Consider the following 14,412-nt stretch of genomic DNA (forward strand, 5'->3'; position numbering starts at 1 on the left):
GTTGCCAGGATAGAAAACAATCAATGGGTGCGGAGACGTTCGAGCGCCTGGCGCACGCGGATGGAGTCGGTGGTGGCCCAGAACGGCGGCAGCGACGCACGCAGGTAGCCGCCGTAGCGGGCAGTGGCCATTCGGGAGTCCAGCACGGCGACGACGCCGCGGTCGTCGACTGTGCGCAGCAACCTGCCCGCGCCCTGCGCCAGCAGCAGCGCCGCGTGGCTGGCGGCGACGGCCATGAAGCCGTTGCCGCCGCGTGCGGCCACCGCCCGCTGCCGCGCGGTGAGCAGTGGGTCATCGGGACGCGGGAACGGAATCCGGTCGATCAGCACCAGCGACAGCGATGGGCCGGGCACGTCGACGCCCTGCCACAGCGACAGTGTGCCGAACAACGAGCTTTCGGGATCGTCGGCGAACCGTTTGACCAATGCCGACGTGGTGTCCTCGCCCTGGCACAGCACCGGGGTGTCCAGGCGTTCGCGCATGATCTCGGCGGCGGCTTTGGCCGCCCGCATCGAGGAGAACAAGCCGAGCGTGCGGCCACCGGCGGCGGTGATCAGCGTCGCGATCTCGTCGAGTTGCTCGGCCGATCCGGTGCCGTCGCGCCCGGGCGGCGGCAGATGCGCAGCGACGTAGAGGATGCCCGACTTCGCGTGCTCGAACGGGGACCCGACGTCGATGCCCCGCCATCGAAGCCGCTCTGGCGGCGACGTCGAACACGCGGCGTCCTCACCTTTCAACCCCCATGCGGCCGCCATCGCGTCGAATGTGCCGCCGATGGTCAGCGTCGCCGACGTCAGCACCGTCGTCGAATGTTCAAACAGCCTGGTGCGCAACAACCCTGACACTGCCAGCGGAGCCACCCGAAGGATCGTGCGCACCGTCCCGCGCGTCTCTTCGCGCTCGATCCACACCACATCCGTGCGGTCTGCGATGGCGGGCATGAACGAGTCGAGGATGCGCGAGGCGGTGTCGCCGATATCCGTCAACGCGGTGACGGCCTCAGCGCGCGCGGACGCCGCCTTGGGATCACTCGGCGCGGTGTCGATCGCCGACCGGACCCGGTGCGCGGCGTCGCGGACCGCGGTCAGATAGGTCGCCAATTCGTCGTCGAGCACATCGATGCGGCCCGGCTCGGTGTCGTGGATCGCCGACGACAGCGTCGCGGTCGCGGCCTCCAACCGGTGTGCCAGTTCCTCGTCGACCAGGCGCGCGGCGCGGCGGTGGGCGGCGCCGAGCGACGTGGCCGACAACTCGCCGGTGGCCACCGAGGTCACCCGGTCGACCAACTCGTGCGCCTCGTCGACGACCAGCAGGTGGTGTTCGGGCAGCACCGCGGCATCGGAGATCGCGTCGATCGCCAGCAGTGCGTGGTTGGTGACGACGACATCAGCGCTGCCTGCCTTCTCGCGCGCCTTCTCCGCGAAGCAGTCGGTTCCGAACGGGCACCGTGCCACGCCGATGCACTCGCGCGCCGACACGCTGACCTGCGACCAGGACCGATCCGGCACACCCGGGGCCAACTCGTCGCGGTCACCGGTGTCGGTTTCCGACGACCAGGCGATGAGCCGCTGCACGTCGCGACCCAGCGCGCTGGCCGCGACGGGTTCGAACAACTCCTCCTGCGGGCGCTCCTCCGATTCCGCGGCTCCGTTGTGAATCTTGTTGAGGCACAGATAGTTTCCGCGACCCTTCAACAGCGCGAATTCGGGTGTGCGGGGCAGTGCGCCGGTCAGCGACTCGGCCAGTCGCGGCAGGTCACGGTCGACGAGTTGGCGTTGCAGCGCGATGGTGGCCGTGGACACCACGACGGGTTCGTCGGTCTCGACGGCGCGCGCGATCGCAGGAACCAGGTAGGCCAGCGACTTGCCGGTGCCCGTGCCGGCCTGCACCGCGAGATGCTCACCGGTGTCGAACGCGCGCGCAACGGCCCGGGTCATCTCGATCTGGCCGGCGCGCTCGCGACCGCCCAGCGCGGTGACCGCCGTGGCCAGGAGTTCGGTGATGTCCGACGTGGCTGCTCCTTACGCGCCGGGAGGGATCAACCGGGTCGGGATCGCCGGCTCGCCGCGGGAGAGCTTCAGCCCGTCCCACGGCAGGCTCGTCAGGCCGTCGGCGACCCGCTGACGGGCTGCGTCGAACGACAGCTCGTCGACCGGTTCACCGCGTTGGATCAGCGGAACCGTCAACGCCCGCGCAGTGAGGCCGTCGTGGTCCGAGGGCGCGCGGCCGTGGGGGTACACGACCTCCTCGACGATCGTGCCGGTCGGCTTGGCAAGCCGCAGCGCCTGCTTGCGTCCCCCGTGAGACTGCTTGTGGCTGCTGCGCTTTTCCACCGGGATGCCATCCACCTCGGCCAGCTTGTAGACCATGCCGGCGGTCGGGGCGCCGGAGCCGGTGACGAGCGAAGTGCCCACGCCGTAGGTGTCGACCGGTTCGGCGCGCAGCGAGGCGATCGCGAACTCGTCGAGGTCGCCGGACACCACGATCTGGGTTCCGGTGGCGCCGAGGCTGTCGAGCTGGGCGCGGACCTGGCGTGCGAGCACCCCGAGGTCGCCGGAGTCGATGCGCACCGCCCCGAGTCCGGGACCGGCGACCTCGACGGCCGTCGCCACCCCCGCGGTGATGTCGTAGGTGTCGACCAGCAACGTGGTGCCCACGCCAAGCGCGTCGACCTGCGCCCGGAACGCGGCCCGCTCGTCGGGACCATCGTGGGTGGTGTGCAGCAGCGTGAAGGCGTGCGCGCTGGTGCCCAGCGCCGGGACCCCGTAATCGAGCTGCGCCTGCAGGTTCGACGACCCGGCGAAGCCGGCCAGGTACGCGGCGCGGGCGGCGGCGACGGCCGCCCGTTCGTGTGTGCGCCGTGAACCCATCTCGATCAGCGGTCGGCCCTGGGCCGCGCTGACCATGCGGGCCGCGGCCGACGCGATCGCGGTGTCGTGGTTGAAGATCGACAATGCCAGGGTCTCCAGTACGACACATTCGCCGAAGGTGCCGTGCACCGAGAGCACCGGCGAACCCGGGAAGTACAGCTCGCCTTCGGCGTATCCGTCGACATCACCGCGGAAGCGGTAGTCGGCGAGATAGCTGAGCGTCTGTGAGTCGAGGAAGTCGAGTGCAGACAGCGTCGCGTCGTCGAATCTGAAGTGCGCCAAAGCATCCACGAATCGGGCGGTGCCGGCGACCACGCCGTAGCGACGCCCTTCGGGGAGGCGGCGCGCGAAGAGTTCGAAGCTGGTTCGCCGGTGTGCGGTGCCGTCACGCAGCGCGGCCGCGAGCATCGTCAGCTCGTATTTGTCGGTGAGCAGGGCCGGGGATGCGGCGGTCACACCGCCACCGTAGTAGCTCGAAGCGACAGTTCTGCGTTGGCTATCCTGAACCACATGGTTACGCCGGCGAAGGCTCGACCGAAAACTCGCAAGGAGCGGGACGTCAAGTCCGTCGCAGAGGAAGACGCGGCCACCGACACCCCGTGGGTGACCATCGTGTGGGACGACCCGGTGAACCTGATGACGTACGTGACTTATGTCTTCCAGAAGCTGTTCGGCTACCCCGAGCCGCATGCGACCAAGCTGATGCTGCAGGTGCACAACGAGGGCAAGGCGGTGGTTTCGGCGGGCAGTCGCGAGTCGATGGAGGTCGACGTGTCCAAGCTCCACGCCGCCGGGTTGTGGGCGACCATGCAGCAGGACCGCTGACAGACACGTGCGTAAGTGGAAGCGGGTGGAGACCGCCGACGGCGCGCGCTTCCGGTCGGCGGTGGCGCCGCACGAGGCCGCACTGTTGCGCAGCCTCGCCACCTCGCTGGTGGGCATGCTCGATGAACGCGAATCATCCGCGCCCGCAGACGAACTCGAGGCGATCACCGGTATGCGCACCGGCAACTCGACACCGCCCGACGACGAAACGATGAAGCGGCTGCTGCCGGACTTCTACCGGCAGCAGAGCGAGCACCCGGCCGGCTCCAGCGCGGCCGAGAGTCTCAACAGCGCGCTGCGCAGCCTGCACGAGCCGGCCATCATCGACGCGAAACGCCAAGCCGCGCAGACACTTCTGGACACCATGCCGCCCGAGGGCGGCAAGTTCGAGTTGTCCGAGGACGACGCCCACGCCTGGGCCGCCGCGGTCAACGACATGCGGCTGGCGCTGGGCACCATGCTGGGCATCTCGCCGGACGGGCCCGACGACCTGCCGCACGACCACCCGATGGCCGGGCACCTCGACGTCTACCAATGGCTCACCGTGCTGCAGGAGTACCTGGTGCTCGGGCTGATGGGTAAGTCCCGATGAGCTCGATCACCGACGTCGCCGGTATCCGGGTGGGCCAGCACCATCGACTCGACCCCGATGTGACGCTGGGTTCAGGCTGGGCCAGCGGCACCACCGTCGTGCTGACGCCGCCGGGGACGGTCGGCGCCGTCGACGGCAGGGGCGGGGCGCCCGGCACCCGCGAGACCGACCTGCTCGACCCGATCAACTCCGTGCAGCACGTCGACGCCGTGGTGTTGTCCGGCGGCAGCGCGTACGGCTTGGCCGCCGCCGACGGGGTGATGCACTGGCTCGAGGAGCAGGGCCGCGGTGTCGCGCTGGAGGGCGGCGTCGTGCCGATCGTTCCGGCGGCGGTGGTCTACGACCTGCCGGTCGGAGGCTGGCAGTGCCGGCCGACCGCGGAGTTCGGTTACGCCGCGGCCGAGAGCGCCGGGGCCGAGGTGGCGATCGGCACCGTGGGTGCGGGCACGGGCGCGCGGGTGGGTGTCCTCAAGGGCGGCGTGGGCACGTCCTCGATGACGCTCGACTGCGGCGCGACGGTCGGGGCGTTGGTGGTGGTCAATGCCGCGGGCGACGCGGTCGATCCGGCGACGGGCCTGCCGTGGCTGGCCTACCAGATCGAGGAGTTCGGCTTGGTGCCGCCGCCCGCCGACCAGATCGCCGCCTACGCCGACCGGCATGTCGAGTACAGCCCGCTCAACACCACCATCGCCGTGGTCGCCACCGACGCCGTGCTGAGCCCCGCGGGTTGTCGCCGGGTCGCCGTCGCCGCGCATGACGGGTTGGCGCGCACCATCCGGCCGTGCCACACCCCACTGGACGGCGACACGGTGTTCGCGCTGGCCACGGGCGCCGTGGAGGTCCCGCCCGACCCGACGACGCCGGCGTCGATGTCGCCGGAGGTCCCGCTGATCACGCGGGTCGGGGCCGCCGCCGCGGATTGTCTGGCCCGCGCGGTGATGGTCGGGGTGCTGGCCGCAGACTCGGTGGCCGGAATACCCACGTACCGGGACCTGTTGCCCGGAGCGTTCGAGTAATCGCGAAACCGCATTCCAGCAGGCGTTTACTCGATATTTCGCTGCTGGAATACAGTTTCGGGCAGAAAGGGGTAGCTGTGCTGGTGATTCGGGCCGACTTGGTCGACGCCATGGTCGCCCACGCCCGGGCCGACCATCCCGACGAGGCCTGCGGCGTTATCGCCGGGCCGGAGGGCTCGGACCGTCCGGAGCGCTTCATCGCGATGGTCAATGCCGAGCGTTCGCCGACGTTCTACCGGTTCGACTCCGGTGAACAGCTGAAGGTGTGGCGGGCCTTAGAGGAGGCAGGGGACGCTCCCATCATCATCTACCACTCGCACACCGCCACCGAGGCGTACCCCAGCCGCACCGACATCGCGTATGCGTCCGAACCGGATGCCCATTACGTGCTGGTGTCGACCCGCGACCCCGAGGAACACGAGGTGCGGAGCTACCGCATCGTCGACGGCGTCGTCACCGAGGAACCCGTCAAAATCGTCGAGCATTACGAGGAGCAACCATGACTGTGAACGTGTCGATCCCGACCATCCTGCGCACCCACACCGGCGGCGAGAAGCGCGTCACCGCGAACGGTGACACCTTGGCCGCGGTGATCGGTGATCTGGAGGCCAACTACTCCGGCATCTCGGAACGACTCATGGACAACGGCAAGCTGAACCGGTTCGTCAACGTCTACGTCAACGACGAGGACGTGCGGTTCTCCGGCGGGCTGGACACCGCGATCGCCGATGGCGACTCGGTGACGATCTTGCCCGCGGTGGCAGGAGGGTCAGTGGGCGTCTGATGGCGCGTTACGACTCGCTGCTCGAAGCGTTGGGCAACACGCCGTTGGTGGGCCTGCGTCGAGTCTCGCCGCGCTGGGACGACGAGCCGCATGTGCGGTTGTGGGCCAAGCTCGAGGACCGCAATCCCACCGGCTCCATCAAGGACCGCCCGGCGTTGCGGATGATCGAGGAGGCCGAACGGCAGGGTCTGCTGCAGCCCGGCGCGACGATCCTGGAGCCGACGAGCGGTAACACCGGCATCTCGCTCGCGATGGCCGCGTTGCTCAAGGGCTATCAATTGATCTGCGTGATGCCGGAGAACACGTCGATCGAACGCCGCCAGCTACTCGAACTGTACGGCGCGCGGATCATCTACTCGCCCGCCGAAGGTGGCTCGAACACCGCGGTCGCTCAGGCGAAAGAGCTTGCGCAGCAGAACCCTTCGTGGGTGATGCTCTACCAGTACGGCAACGAGGCCAACTCGCTGTCGCACTACGAGGGCACCGGACCGGAGTTGCTCGCCGACCTGCCCGAGATCACCCACTTCGTCGCGGGCCTCGGCACCACCGGCACCCTCATGGGCACCGGTCGATATCTGCGCGAGCACAAGCCGGACGTGAAGATCGTCGCCGCTGAACCGCGGTACGGCGAGGGCGTCTACGCGCTGCGCAACATCGACGAGGGGTTCATCCCCGAGCTGTACGACCCGGACGTGCTGACGACGCGGTATTCCGTCGGCTCATACGACGCGATTCGGCGCACCCGCGATCTGGTCCAGGTGGAAGGGATCTTCGCAGGCATCTCCACCGGTGCGGTGCTGCACGCCGCGCTGGGCATGGCGGCCAAGGCGGTCGAGGCGAAAGAGCAGGCCGACATCGCGTTCGTCGTCGCCGACGCGGGGTGGAAGTATCTGTCGACCGGTGCATACGCCGGTAGCCTGGATGACGCCGAAGACGCGTTGGAAGGTCAGCTATGGGCTTGAGCGGTCCGGGATACCCGGCCACGCCGTCGCAGCCGAAAAAGCGGCCCGCGTGGATGGTCGGCGGCCTGACCGTGCTCAGCTTCGTCGTGCTGCTGTGGGTCATCGAGTTGTTCGACTCGCTGTCCGATCACCGCTTGGACGACAACGGGATCCGGCCGCTGGAGAGCGACGGGCTGCTGGGCATCCTGTTCGCGCCGCTGCTGCACTCGAACTGGGATCACCTGATCGCCAACACCGTTCCGGCGCTGGTGCTCGGTTTCCTGATGACGCTGGCGGGCATGTCACGGTTCATCTTCGCCACGGCCATCGTGTGGATCCTCGGGGGCCTCGGCACCTGGTTGATCGGCAACGTCGGTGCGCACTGTCCCTACGTCGGAGTGCGGTGCGAGGCCAACCACATCGGCGCCTCCGGCCTGATCTTCGGCTGGCTGGCGTTTTTGATCGTGTTCGGGTTCTTCACCCGTAAGGCGTGGGAGATCGTTGTCGGCGTGATCGTGCTGCTGGTCTACGGCAGCGTGCTGCTCGGTGTGCTACCCGGCACGCCGGGGGTGTCGTGGCAGGGTCACCTGAGCGGGGCGGTGGCGGGCGTCGTCGCGGCGTATCTGTTGTCCGGACCGGAACGCAAAGCACGCGAACGACGCAGGAGCGCGGCGTCGAACCCGTACCTGACGACGTGAACTCGGCTACGTCCGCGGAGGCACCCGTCGGCGTCTTCGATTCCGGCGTCGGCGGGCTCACGGTCGCCCGCGCGATCATCGACCAATTGCCCGACGAGAACATCGTCTACGTGGGCGACACCGAGAACGGGCCGTACGGACCGCTGACCATCCCGCAGATCCGCGCACATGCCCTGGCGATCGGCGACGACCTGGTTTCGCGCGGGGTCAAGGCGCTCGTCATCGCATGCAACACGGCGTCGTCGGCGTGCCTGCGCGACGCCCGCGAACGCTACGCGCCGGTACCCGTCGTCGAGGTGATCCTGCCCGCCGTGCGCCGCGCCGTCGCGACCACCCGCAACGGGCGGATCGGCGTCATCGGCACCGCGGCGACGATCGCGTCGGGCACTTATCAGGACGCGTTCGCCGCGGCGCGCGACACCGAGGTGATCGGTGTCGCCTGCCCCCGGTTCGTCGACTTCGTCGAGCGCGGCGTGACCAGCGGACGGCAGGTGCTGGGGCTGGCCGAGGGCTACCTGGAACCGCTGCAGCGCGCCGAGGTCGACACGCTCGTGCTGGGCTGCACCCACTATCCGATGCTGTCGGGGTTGATCCAGCTGGCGATGGGCGAGAACGTCACCTTGGTGTCCAGCGCCGAGGAGACCGCCAAGGACTTGCTCAGGGTGCTCACCGAGCTGGATTTGCTGCGGGCGCACGACAGTTCACCCGCGCAACGGATTTTCGAGGCGACCGGCGATCCCGAGGCGTTCACCACACTGGCCGCGCGGTTCCTGGGCCCGACGCTCGACGGCGTTCGACCTGTTCAACGTCACGTCGGTTCCCGGAAGTGATTTTCAGCAAGAAAGACGGCTCAAACCGGCCATGTTTTCGTCGTGGGGATACCGGGCATGGCAAGCTAGTGAGCGTGCGAATCACCGTTCTCGGTTGCTCCGGCAGTGTCGTCGGGCCTGATTCGCCAGCGTCCGGATACCTCGTGTCGGCTCCCGATACGCCGCCATTGGTCCTCGATTTCGGCGGTGGTGTGCTCGGCGCGCTGCAGCGCCACGCCGACCCGAACGACGTCCACGTGCTGTTGTCGCACCTGCACGCCGACCACTGCCTCGATCTACCCGGGCTGTTCGTGTGGCGGCGCTATCACCCGTCGCCGGCGCAGCAGCGCGGCATCATGTACGGCCCGGCCAACACGTGGGCCCGGCTCGGCGCGGCGTCGTCGCCCGAAGGCGGGGAGGTCGACGACTTCTCCGACGTCTTCGAGATCCGCCACTGGGTCGACGATGAGGCAGTCACCATCGGCTCGCTGAACGTGACGCCGAAGCTTGTTTGCCATCCGACCGAGTCCTACGGCATGCGTATCACCGACCCGGACGGCGCCACGCTGGTGTACAGCGGAGACACCGGCTACTGCGACGCGTTGATCGATCTCGCCCGGGGCGCCGACGTGTTCCTGTGCGAGGCGTCGTGGACGCACTCGCCGGACCGGCCGCCCCGACTGCACCTGTCGGGCACCGAGGCGGGCCGGGCCGCGGCCGCAGCGGGCGTCGGCGAACTGCTGCTGACGCACATTCCGCCGTGGACATCGCGGGAGGACGTCATCAGCGAGGCCAAGGGCGAGTTCGATGGTCCGGTGCACGCGGTGGTGTGCAACGAGACCTTCGACGTGGTGCGCGCGGCGTAGCGGTACTCCGGCGATGGAGTCACACTTAGCCGATAGGGTTGGCTGGTGTCCCGAAGAGAAGACGGCCGGCTTGACGACGAGCTGAGGCCGGTTCGTATCACCCGTGGGTTCACCACGCATCCCGCCGGTTCGGTGCTCGTCGAATTCGGCCAGACGCGCGTCATGTGCACCGCGAGCGTCACCGAGGGAGTGCCGCGCTGGCGCAAGGGCTCCGGGCAGGGCTGGCTGACGGCGGAATACGCGATGCTGCCGGCAGCCACGCATGACCGCTCCGACCGCGAGTCGGTCAAGGGCCGGATCGGCGGCCGCACCCAGGAGATCAGCCGGTTGGTCGGCCGCTCGTTGCGGGCGTGCATCGACCTCGGTGCGCTGGGGGAGAACACCATCGCGATCGACTGCGACGTGCTGCAGGCCGACGGCGGCACCCGAACGGCGGCCATCACCGGCGCCTACGTGGCGCTGGCCGACGCGGTCACCTACCTGTCGGCGGCAGGCAAGCTCTCCGACCCGCGGCCGCTGTCGTGCGCGATCGCCGCGGTCAGCGTCGGCGTCGTCGACGGTCGCATCCGCGTCGACCTGCCCTACTCCGAGGACTCGCGCGCCGAGGTCGACATGAACGTCGTCGCCACCGACACCGGGACTCTGGTCGAGATCCAGGGCACCGGGGAAGGTGCTACGTTCCCGCGCTCCACACTGGACAAGATGCTCGACGCCGCGATGGCCGCGTGCGAGAAGATCTTCGAGATTCAGCGTGAGGCGTTGGAGCTGCCCTATCCCGGAGCGCTGCCGGAGCCGAAAGAACCGACGAAGAAGGCGTTCGGAAGCTGACCGAGCTGTTGGTGGCCAGCCGCAACCCCAAGAAGCTGGCCGAGTTGCGTCGGGTGCTCGAGGTGGCGGGGGTGTCGGGCCTGACGTTGCTGTCGCTCGATGACGTGCCCGCGTTCGACGAGGCGCCCGAGACCGGTGCGACGTTCGAGGACAACGCGGTGGCCAAGGCCCGCGACGCCTATCGCGCCACCGGGTTGGCGACGGTCGCCGACGACTCCGGACTGCAGGTCGACGCGCTCAACGGGATGCCGGGGGTGTTGTCGGCGCGATGGTCGGGCCGGCACGGTCAGGATGCGGCCAACACCTCTCTGCTCTTGGCGCAGCTCGCGGACGTACCCGACGAGCGGCGCGGCGCCGCGTTCGTCTCGGCATGTGCGCTGGTGTCTGCTGCCGGCGAGACGGTGGTGCGGGGCGAGTGGCCGGGCAGCATCGTTCGCGAGCCTCGGGGGGAGGGCGGGTTCGGCTACGACCCGGTGTTCCTACCGGAAGGGTCGTCGCGCACCGCCGCCGAACTCAGCCCGGTGGAGAAGGATGCGGCATCGCACCGGGGCCGCGCACTGGCCTTGCTGTTGCCCGTCTTGCGCGAGTTGGCCGCTCGCACGTGACGCCAATTTTGTATAGCCGAACTAATCTGTAGCATCCCCGGGGTGCGTCGCTCCTCCGCCCAGCCCGCAGTCGGTAGGACGCGACACCCGGCCATCGTCGTGGTGGTGCTGGCGGCGGCGGGCATCAGTGTGTCGCTGATGCAGACGCTCGTCATCCCGCTCATTCCCGAACTTCCCACGCTGTTGAACACCAGCACGTCCAATGCGTCGTGGGTGATCACCGCGACGCTGCTCACGGCGGCCGTCGCGACGCCGATGTTCGGCAGGCTCGGCGACATGTACGGCCCCAAACCGATCCTGATCATCTGCGCCGTCGTGCTCACCGCGGGATCATTGATCGCCGCGACGACGACAGCCCTGATCCCGGTCATCATCGGCCGCGGACTGCAGGGCTTCGGCATGCCGATCATCCCGTTGGGCATCAGCGTGCTTCGGGCGTCGGTGCCGGCTCATCGGGTCGGCACGGCGATGGGCTTGATGAGCGCATCGCTGGGTGTCGGTGGCGCGCTTGGGCTTCCGTTGTCGGCGATCATCGCCGATCGGTTCGACTGGCGTGCGTTGTTCTGGTTCGCCGCCGCGCTTGGTGCGGTTTCCGGCCTGTCGTTCGCCGCCCTGGTGCCGCGCATTCCCGCGGCCTCGGCCGACCGCTTCGACGCGCTGGGGGCGGTCGGTCTGGCGGGCGGGCTGGTGACGCTGCTGCTCGGGATTTCCAAGGGCGGGAGTTGGGGCTGGACGAGTGCCGTCACCGTGGGGATGTTCGCGGCGTCGGTGGTGATCTTCGGGTTGTTCGGGTGGTGGCAGTTCCGGACTGCCGCGCCGATCGTGGATTTGCGCACCACGCTGAAGCGGCCGGCGTTGACGACGAATCTGGCGTCGATCGCGGTCGGGTTCTCGCTGTTTGCGATGTCGTTGATCGCGCCGCAGATCCTCGAACTACCCGCCGGGACGGGCTACGGGCTCGGCCAGTCGATGCTGCAAACCGGGTTGTGGATGGCGCCCGGTGGGCTGGCGATGATGCTGTCGTCGCCGGTGGCGGCGCGGATCGCCGGAGTGCACGGGCCGCGGTTCACATTGTTCGTCGGCTCGGCGGTCGTTGCCGCCGGCTACCTTTCGGGCCTGTTGCTGATGAACAGCGCCTGGCAGCTGTGCCTGTTCAACGTGCTGGTGAGCGTCGGCGTCGGTTTTGCGTTCTCGTCGCTGCCCGCGCTGATCAACGCCGCGGTCCCGGTATCGGAGACCGCGGCCGCCAACGGCATCAATGCGCTGGCGCGTTCCCTCGGCACGTCGATCTCCAGCGCGGTGATCGGTGCGGTGTTGGTGGTGATGACCACCACGGTGGCCGGGCAGCAGGTGCCGTCACTGGCCGGCCTGCGAATAGCGCTGCTGATCGCAGCGGCCGCGGCCGTCGTCGCCGCGATCACCGCGTTGGCCATCCCCAAGGCGGACGAGGCCGACGAGCCCGCACACGAGCTGGCGCTGGCTACAGACCGTAACGGTCCTTGATCTCCTTGGTCTGCACCTGCTCGACGATGATGCCGACCAGCGGGATGGTGCCGGCCAGCAGCACGCCGATGGTCTTGCCGATCGGCCACCGCACCTTGACCGCGAGGTTGGCGGTGAACAGCAGGTAGACGAAGTACACCCAGCCGTGGACGACCGCGATCCAGTTCAGGCCCTCGACGTGGTAGACGTACTTCATCACCATCTCGTAGCAGAGCGCGATGAGCCAGATGCCCGTCGTCCAGGCCAGCACTCGGTAGCCAAGCAGCGCCTTGCGGATGTTGTCGGCAGAGGTGATCGGTGGTTCGGTCATGTGGCCGGGTGTTCCTTGTCTTTTCTCGCGAGCTCGGCCAGGTAGGCGTTGTACTCGCGTAGTGCGGGGTCGTCGACGTCTTCGTCGAATTGTGTTGTTGTTGAGGGCTTTTGCGGGAGCAGATCCTCGGGGATCTCGGTGATCGTGTCGCGCTTCGTCGGTTCGGGCGGCGCCTCCTCGTAGCGCACGAACTTGTAGTACGCATACACGACGAAACCGGCGAACAACGGCCACTGCAGGGCGTAGCCGAGGTTCTGGAAGCTGCCCGATGCCGACTCGAAGCGGGTCCACTGCCACCACGCCAACGCCAGGCATCCGGCGGCGCCGACGATCACCAGGGCGATGAACGCCGGCCTCCTACGCCGTGTAGTGGACACCTTCCAACGGTACCGCGATACCCTTGGGGCGCTTACGCGCGAGTGGCGGAACGGAAGACGCGATGGTTTTAGGTGCCATTGTCCTTTGGACGTGGGGGTTCGAGTCCCCCCTCGCGCACTCAATCCCCCGCCGATTTCTACACCAGGGTCGTGATCTGCCGATATCCACAGCCCTCGTGCAGAAATCGCGGTCACGCCTTGGCGGCGAAGTACTTCTGCCCGTCGGCGGGGATGCGCCCGAGCCCGGCCTTCAATAGCGGCGCAAGCACTTTGACCGGCAGAGCCAATGCCCTCTTCGGTTCGACTGCGACCACCCACGTGAAAAGCGTGCTGTCACCGTCGGCGTCGACGATGTAATCCTCGGCGAAGCGCTTGAAGAGCGGCAACGTCGACTCGTAGACGTAGAACGATTTCCGGTGGCCGTCTTCCCACTGGAAGTAGCGCTCGCGAAGGGTGGCCCCGCCCGCAGGCACTGCTTCACGGGTGGTACCGATGCCGAACGGACGCGGCGAGGTCCAGGTGACGCTTTTGACCGATGGCCCCCAAGCCGCCAGAGACTCGTCCGACACCATCGATTCCCACACCCGCTCGGGGGGCGCCGCGAACCGCTTCTCGTAACGGAAGACGTGCGGGGCCGACACCAGGAAATCGGCGTCGGCGGCTGCGAGCGGGTACCAGCGCGTCATAGCTCGCCATCATCGCAGCGGACGCCGTCGCAGACGAGGGCCAGCTCAGCCGTCTCTGCTCTGGATTGCGAAACAAACCAGGCTGGCGGCGAAGCTCAGAGTGGCGATGGCCCCGGCCGCTGCGGCCATCGCCGCGTCGGCCGCGCCCCAACTGGCCAGGGACACCGCGACGGCGATCACCGCCGTGATGATGAGGAAGAGGCCCGTGGTGGCGATCGCTTCGGCGGTCGGGTCGTCGGCGGGTGCGATGGCGCGCTCGCGCATCAGGTCTCCTACGGGCTCACGGAATATGGTGCGCAGAGGTTGCCCGTTGTTGACGGTAGTGAAACCCGCCGACCCGAAGTTCCGGCTCAGCCTACTTTTCGGACGGTGAACCCGTTGCGTTCGGCCAGCGATCGAAGTTGCCGCAGCGCGAACTGGCGCGCGCGGCCCTCGTCCGGGATGAAGATCCCGGCCCACACTCCGACCGCCCCCGGTGTCTGGCACGCCTCCTGCGCGCAGAGCCAGCGGCGCGGGCATGCCCGGCACAGTTCCTTGGCGCCTTCATCGGCGACGACGGCCCACCGGTCCGGATCCTGGATGCACGCGCCGAACGGCGTCTCCTGCGGCGTCGAAACGGCCCGCGATACAAGATCGATGGAGCCAGGACGCGTCGTCTGCGGGGTCGGTCGCTCGTTGACTGCCATTCGCGTCTCTCCTCCC

The 14,412-nt window shown here is 68.3% G+C and carries 19 protein-coding genes and 1 tRNA gene; 13 read left to right on the plus strand and 7 right to left on the minus strand.

What is annotated here, in order from left to right:
- Window positions 1-20: 20 nt before the first annotated feature.
- Both AU188_RS09420 and AU188_RS09425 read right to left on the minus strand, forming a co-directional pair.
- Window positions 21-2,003, minus strand: a complete 1,983-nt coding sequence (locus tag AU188_RS09420) for an ATP-dependent DNA helicase (protein WP_059163477.1) — start codon at window positions 2,001-2,003, stop codon at window positions 21-23.
- A gap of 18 nt (window positions 2,004-2,021) precedes the next feature.
- Window positions 2,022-3,278: a nicotinate phosphoribosyltransferase gene (locus tag AU188_RS09425; protein WP_286137403.1), complete on the minus strand. Its 1,257-nt coding sequence runs from the start codon at window positions 3,276-3,278 to the stop codon at window positions 2,022-2,024.
- Between the two features lie 102 nt (window positions 3,279-3,380).
- Here AU188_RS09425 and clpS point away from each other — a divergent pair, with 102 nt between their 5' ends.
- The 12 genes from clpS to AU188_RS09485 all read left to right on the plus strand — a co-directional run bounded on the left by clpS (window position 3,381) and on the right by AU188_RS09485 (window position 12,337).
- Entirely contained in the window at window positions 3,381-3,695 is a 315-nt protein-coding gene (gene clpS / locus AU188_RS09430; RefSeq protein WP_059102066.1) for an ATP-dependent Clp protease adapter ClpS, read from the plus strand.
- A 7-nt stretch (window positions 3,696-3,702) separates the two neighbouring features.
- The gene (gene aosR, locus AU188_RS09435; protein WP_059163479.1) at window positions 3,703-4,287 is read left to right on the plus strand and encodes an oxidative stress transcriptional regulator AosR; all 585 of its coding nucleotides are present in this window, start codon (window positions 3,703-3,705) and stop codon (window positions 4,285-4,287) included.
- Window positions 4,284-5,303, plus strand: coding sequence for a P1 family peptidase (locus AU188_RS09440; protein ID WP_059163480.1), 1,020 nt, complete (start codon window positions 4,284-4,286; stop codon window positions 5,301-5,303). Before aosR ends, AU188_RS09440 begins: the two co-directional genes overlap by 4 nt.
- Before the next feature lie 44 nt (window positions 5,304-5,347).
- The gene (locus tag AU188_RS09445) at window positions 5,348-5,806 is read left to right on the plus strand and encodes a M67 family metallopeptidase (protein WP_286137404.1); all 459 of its coding nucleotides are present in this window, start codon (window positions 5,348-5,350) and stop codon (window positions 5,804-5,806) included.
- A complete protein-coding gene (locus AU188_RS09450; protein ID WP_059163482.1) occupies window positions 5,803-6,087 on the plus strand; it encodes a MoaD/ThiS family protein in 285 nt (94 codons plus the stop codon). Before AU188_RS09445 ends, AU188_RS09450 begins: the two co-directional genes overlap by 4 nt.
- A complete protein-coding gene (locus AU188_RS09455) occupies window positions 6,087-7,049 on the plus strand; it encodes a cysteine synthase (protein ID WP_059163483.1) in 963 nt (320 codons plus the stop codon). Before AU188_RS09450 ends, AU188_RS09455 begins: the two co-directional genes overlap by 1 nt.
- A complete protein-coding gene (locus AU188_RS09460; protein WP_059102060.1) occupies window positions 7,040-7,726 on the plus strand; it encodes a rhomboid family intramembrane serine protease in 687 nt (228 codons plus the stop codon). Before AU188_RS09455 ends, AU188_RS09460 begins: the two co-directional genes overlap by 10 nt.
- Window positions 7,723-8,556 carry a glutamate racemase gene (murI, locus tag AU188_RS09465; protein WP_059163484.1) on the plus strand — a complete coding sequence of 278 codons (834 nt, stop codon included), beginning with the start codon at window positions 7,723-7,725 and terminating at the stop codon, window positions 8,554-8,556. Before AU188_RS09460 ends, murI begins: the two co-directional genes overlap by 4 nt.
- A gap of 68 nt (window positions 8,557-8,624) precedes the next feature.
- Window positions 8,625-9,401 (plus strand): cyclic nucleotide-degrading phosphodiesterase, encoded by a 777-nt coding sequence (locus tag AU188_RS09470; protein WP_059102059.1) that lies wholly within the window; start codon window positions 8,625-8,627, stop codon window positions 9,399-9,401.
- 45 nt (window positions 9,402-9,446) lie between these two features.
- Complete coding sequence (rph, locus tag AU188_RS09475; RefSeq protein ID WP_059163485.1) at window positions 9,447-10,229, plus strand: ribonuclease PH; 783 nt, start codon at window positions 9,447-9,449, stop codon at window positions 10,227-10,229.
- Window positions 10,226-10,834, plus strand: a complete 609-nt coding sequence (gene rdgB / locus AU188_RS09480) for an RdgB/HAM1 family non-canonical purine NTP pyrophosphatase (RefSeq protein WP_059163486.1) — start codon at window positions 10,226-10,228, stop codon at window positions 10,832-10,834. The genes rph and rdgB overlap by 4 nt, the downstream gene beginning before the upstream one ends.
- A gap of 42 nt (window positions 10,835-10,876) precedes the next feature.
- Complete coding sequence (locus tag AU188_RS09485) at window positions 10,877-12,337, plus strand: MFS transporter (RefSeq protein WP_286137369.1); 1,461 nt, start codon at window positions 10,877-10,879, stop codon at window positions 12,335-12,337.
- Here the strand turns inward: AU188_RS09485 and AU188_RS09490 are convergent.
- The gene (locus AU188_RS09490) at window positions 12,315-12,647 is read right to left on the minus strand and encodes a DUF3817 domain-containing protein (RefSeq protein ID WP_059102055.1); all 333 of its coding nucleotides are present in this window, start codon (window positions 12,645-12,647) and stop codon (window positions 12,315-12,317) included. The two genes, AU188_RS09485 and AU188_RS09490, sit on opposite strands and share 23 nt — an antisense overlap.
- Window positions 12,644-13,024, minus strand: a complete 381-nt coding sequence (locus AU188_RS09495; RefSeq protein WP_082686564.1) for a hypothetical protein — start codon at window positions 13,022-13,024, stop codon at window positions 12,644-12,646. The genes AU188_RS09490 and AU188_RS09495 overlap by 4 nt, the downstream gene beginning before the upstream one ends.
- Window positions 13,025-13,060: 36 nt before the next feature.
- On the opposite strand from AU188_RS09495, the gene AU188_RS09500 reads away from it, so the two are divergent.
- A tRNA-Leu gene (locus AU188_RS09500) sits at window positions 13,061-13,142 on the plus strand.
- Window positions 13,143-13,215: 73 nt separating this feature from the next.
- Here AU188_RS09500 and AU188_RS09505 read toward each other — a convergent pair.
- From AU188_RS09505 to AU188_RS09515, 3 genes are all read right to left on the minus strand, one after another.
- Window positions 13,216-13,710, minus strand: a complete 495-nt coding sequence (locus AU188_RS09505) for an SRPBCC family protein (RefSeq protein WP_059163489.1) — start codon at window positions 13,708-13,710, stop codon at window positions 13,216-13,218.
- Between the two features lie 45 nt (window positions 13,711-13,755).
- Window positions 13,756-13,974 (minus strand): hypothetical protein, encoded by a 219-nt coding sequence (locus AU188_RS09510; RefSeq protein WP_059102053.1) that lies wholly within the window; start codon window positions 13,972-13,974, stop codon window positions 13,756-13,758.
- 86 nt (window positions 13,975-14,060) lie between these two features.
- Entirely contained in the window at window positions 14,061-14,396 is a 336-nt protein-coding gene (locus AU188_RS09515; RefSeq protein ID WP_082684043.1) for a WhiB family transcriptional regulator, read from the minus strand.
- Window positions 14,397-14,412: the final 16 nt, after the last annotated feature.

It is taken from the genome of Mycobacterium sp. IS-3022, assembly GCF_001500065.1.
In the GTDB taxonomy this organism is placed as follows: domain Bacteria; phylum Actinomycetota; class Actinomycetes; order Mycobacteriales; family Mycobacteriaceae; genus Mycobacterium.

Bases quoted from the DNA above. Each gene is read 5' to 3' on its own strand.
- AU188_RS09460 (WP_059102060.1), top strand. From the start codon at position 7,040: ATGGGCTTGAGCGGTCCGGGATACCCGGCCACGCCGTCGCAGCCGAAA.
- AU188_RS09455 (WP_059163483.1), top strand. From the start codon at position 6,087: ATGGCGCGTTACGACTCGCTGCTCGAAGCGTTGGGCAACACGCCGTTG.
- AU188_RS09505 (WP_059163489.1), bottom strand. From the start codon at position 13,710: ATGACGCGCTGGTACCCGCTCGCAGCCGCCGACGCCGATTTCCTGGTG.
- AU188_RS09515 (WP_082684043.1), bottom strand. From the start codon at position 14,396: ATGGCAGTCAACGAGCGACCGACCCCGCAGACGACGCGTCCTGGCTCC.
- AU188_RS09440 (WP_059163480.1), top strand. From the start codon at position 4,284: ATGAGCTCGATCACCGACGTCGCCGGTATCCGGGTGGGCCAGCACCAT.
- AU188_RS09425 (WP_286137403.1), bottom strand. From the start codon at position 3,278: ATGCTCGCGGCCGCGCTGCGTGACGGCACCGCACACCGGCGAACCAGC.
- AU188_RS09490 (WP_059102055.1), bottom strand. From the start codon at position 12,647: ATGACCGAACCACCGATCACCTCTGCCGACAACATCCGCAAGGCGCTG.
- AU188_RS09510 (WP_059102053.1), bottom strand. From the start codon at position 13,974: ATGCGCGAGCGCGCCATCGCACCCGCCGACGACCCGACCGCCGAAGCG.
- clpS (WP_059102066.1), top strand. From the start codon at position 3,381: ATGGTTACGCCGGCGAAGGCTCGACCGAAAACTCGCAAGGAGCGGGAC.
- AU188_RS09450 (WP_059163482.1), top strand. From the start codon at position 5,803: ATGACTGTGAACGTGTCGATCCCGACCATCCTGCGCACCCACACCGGC.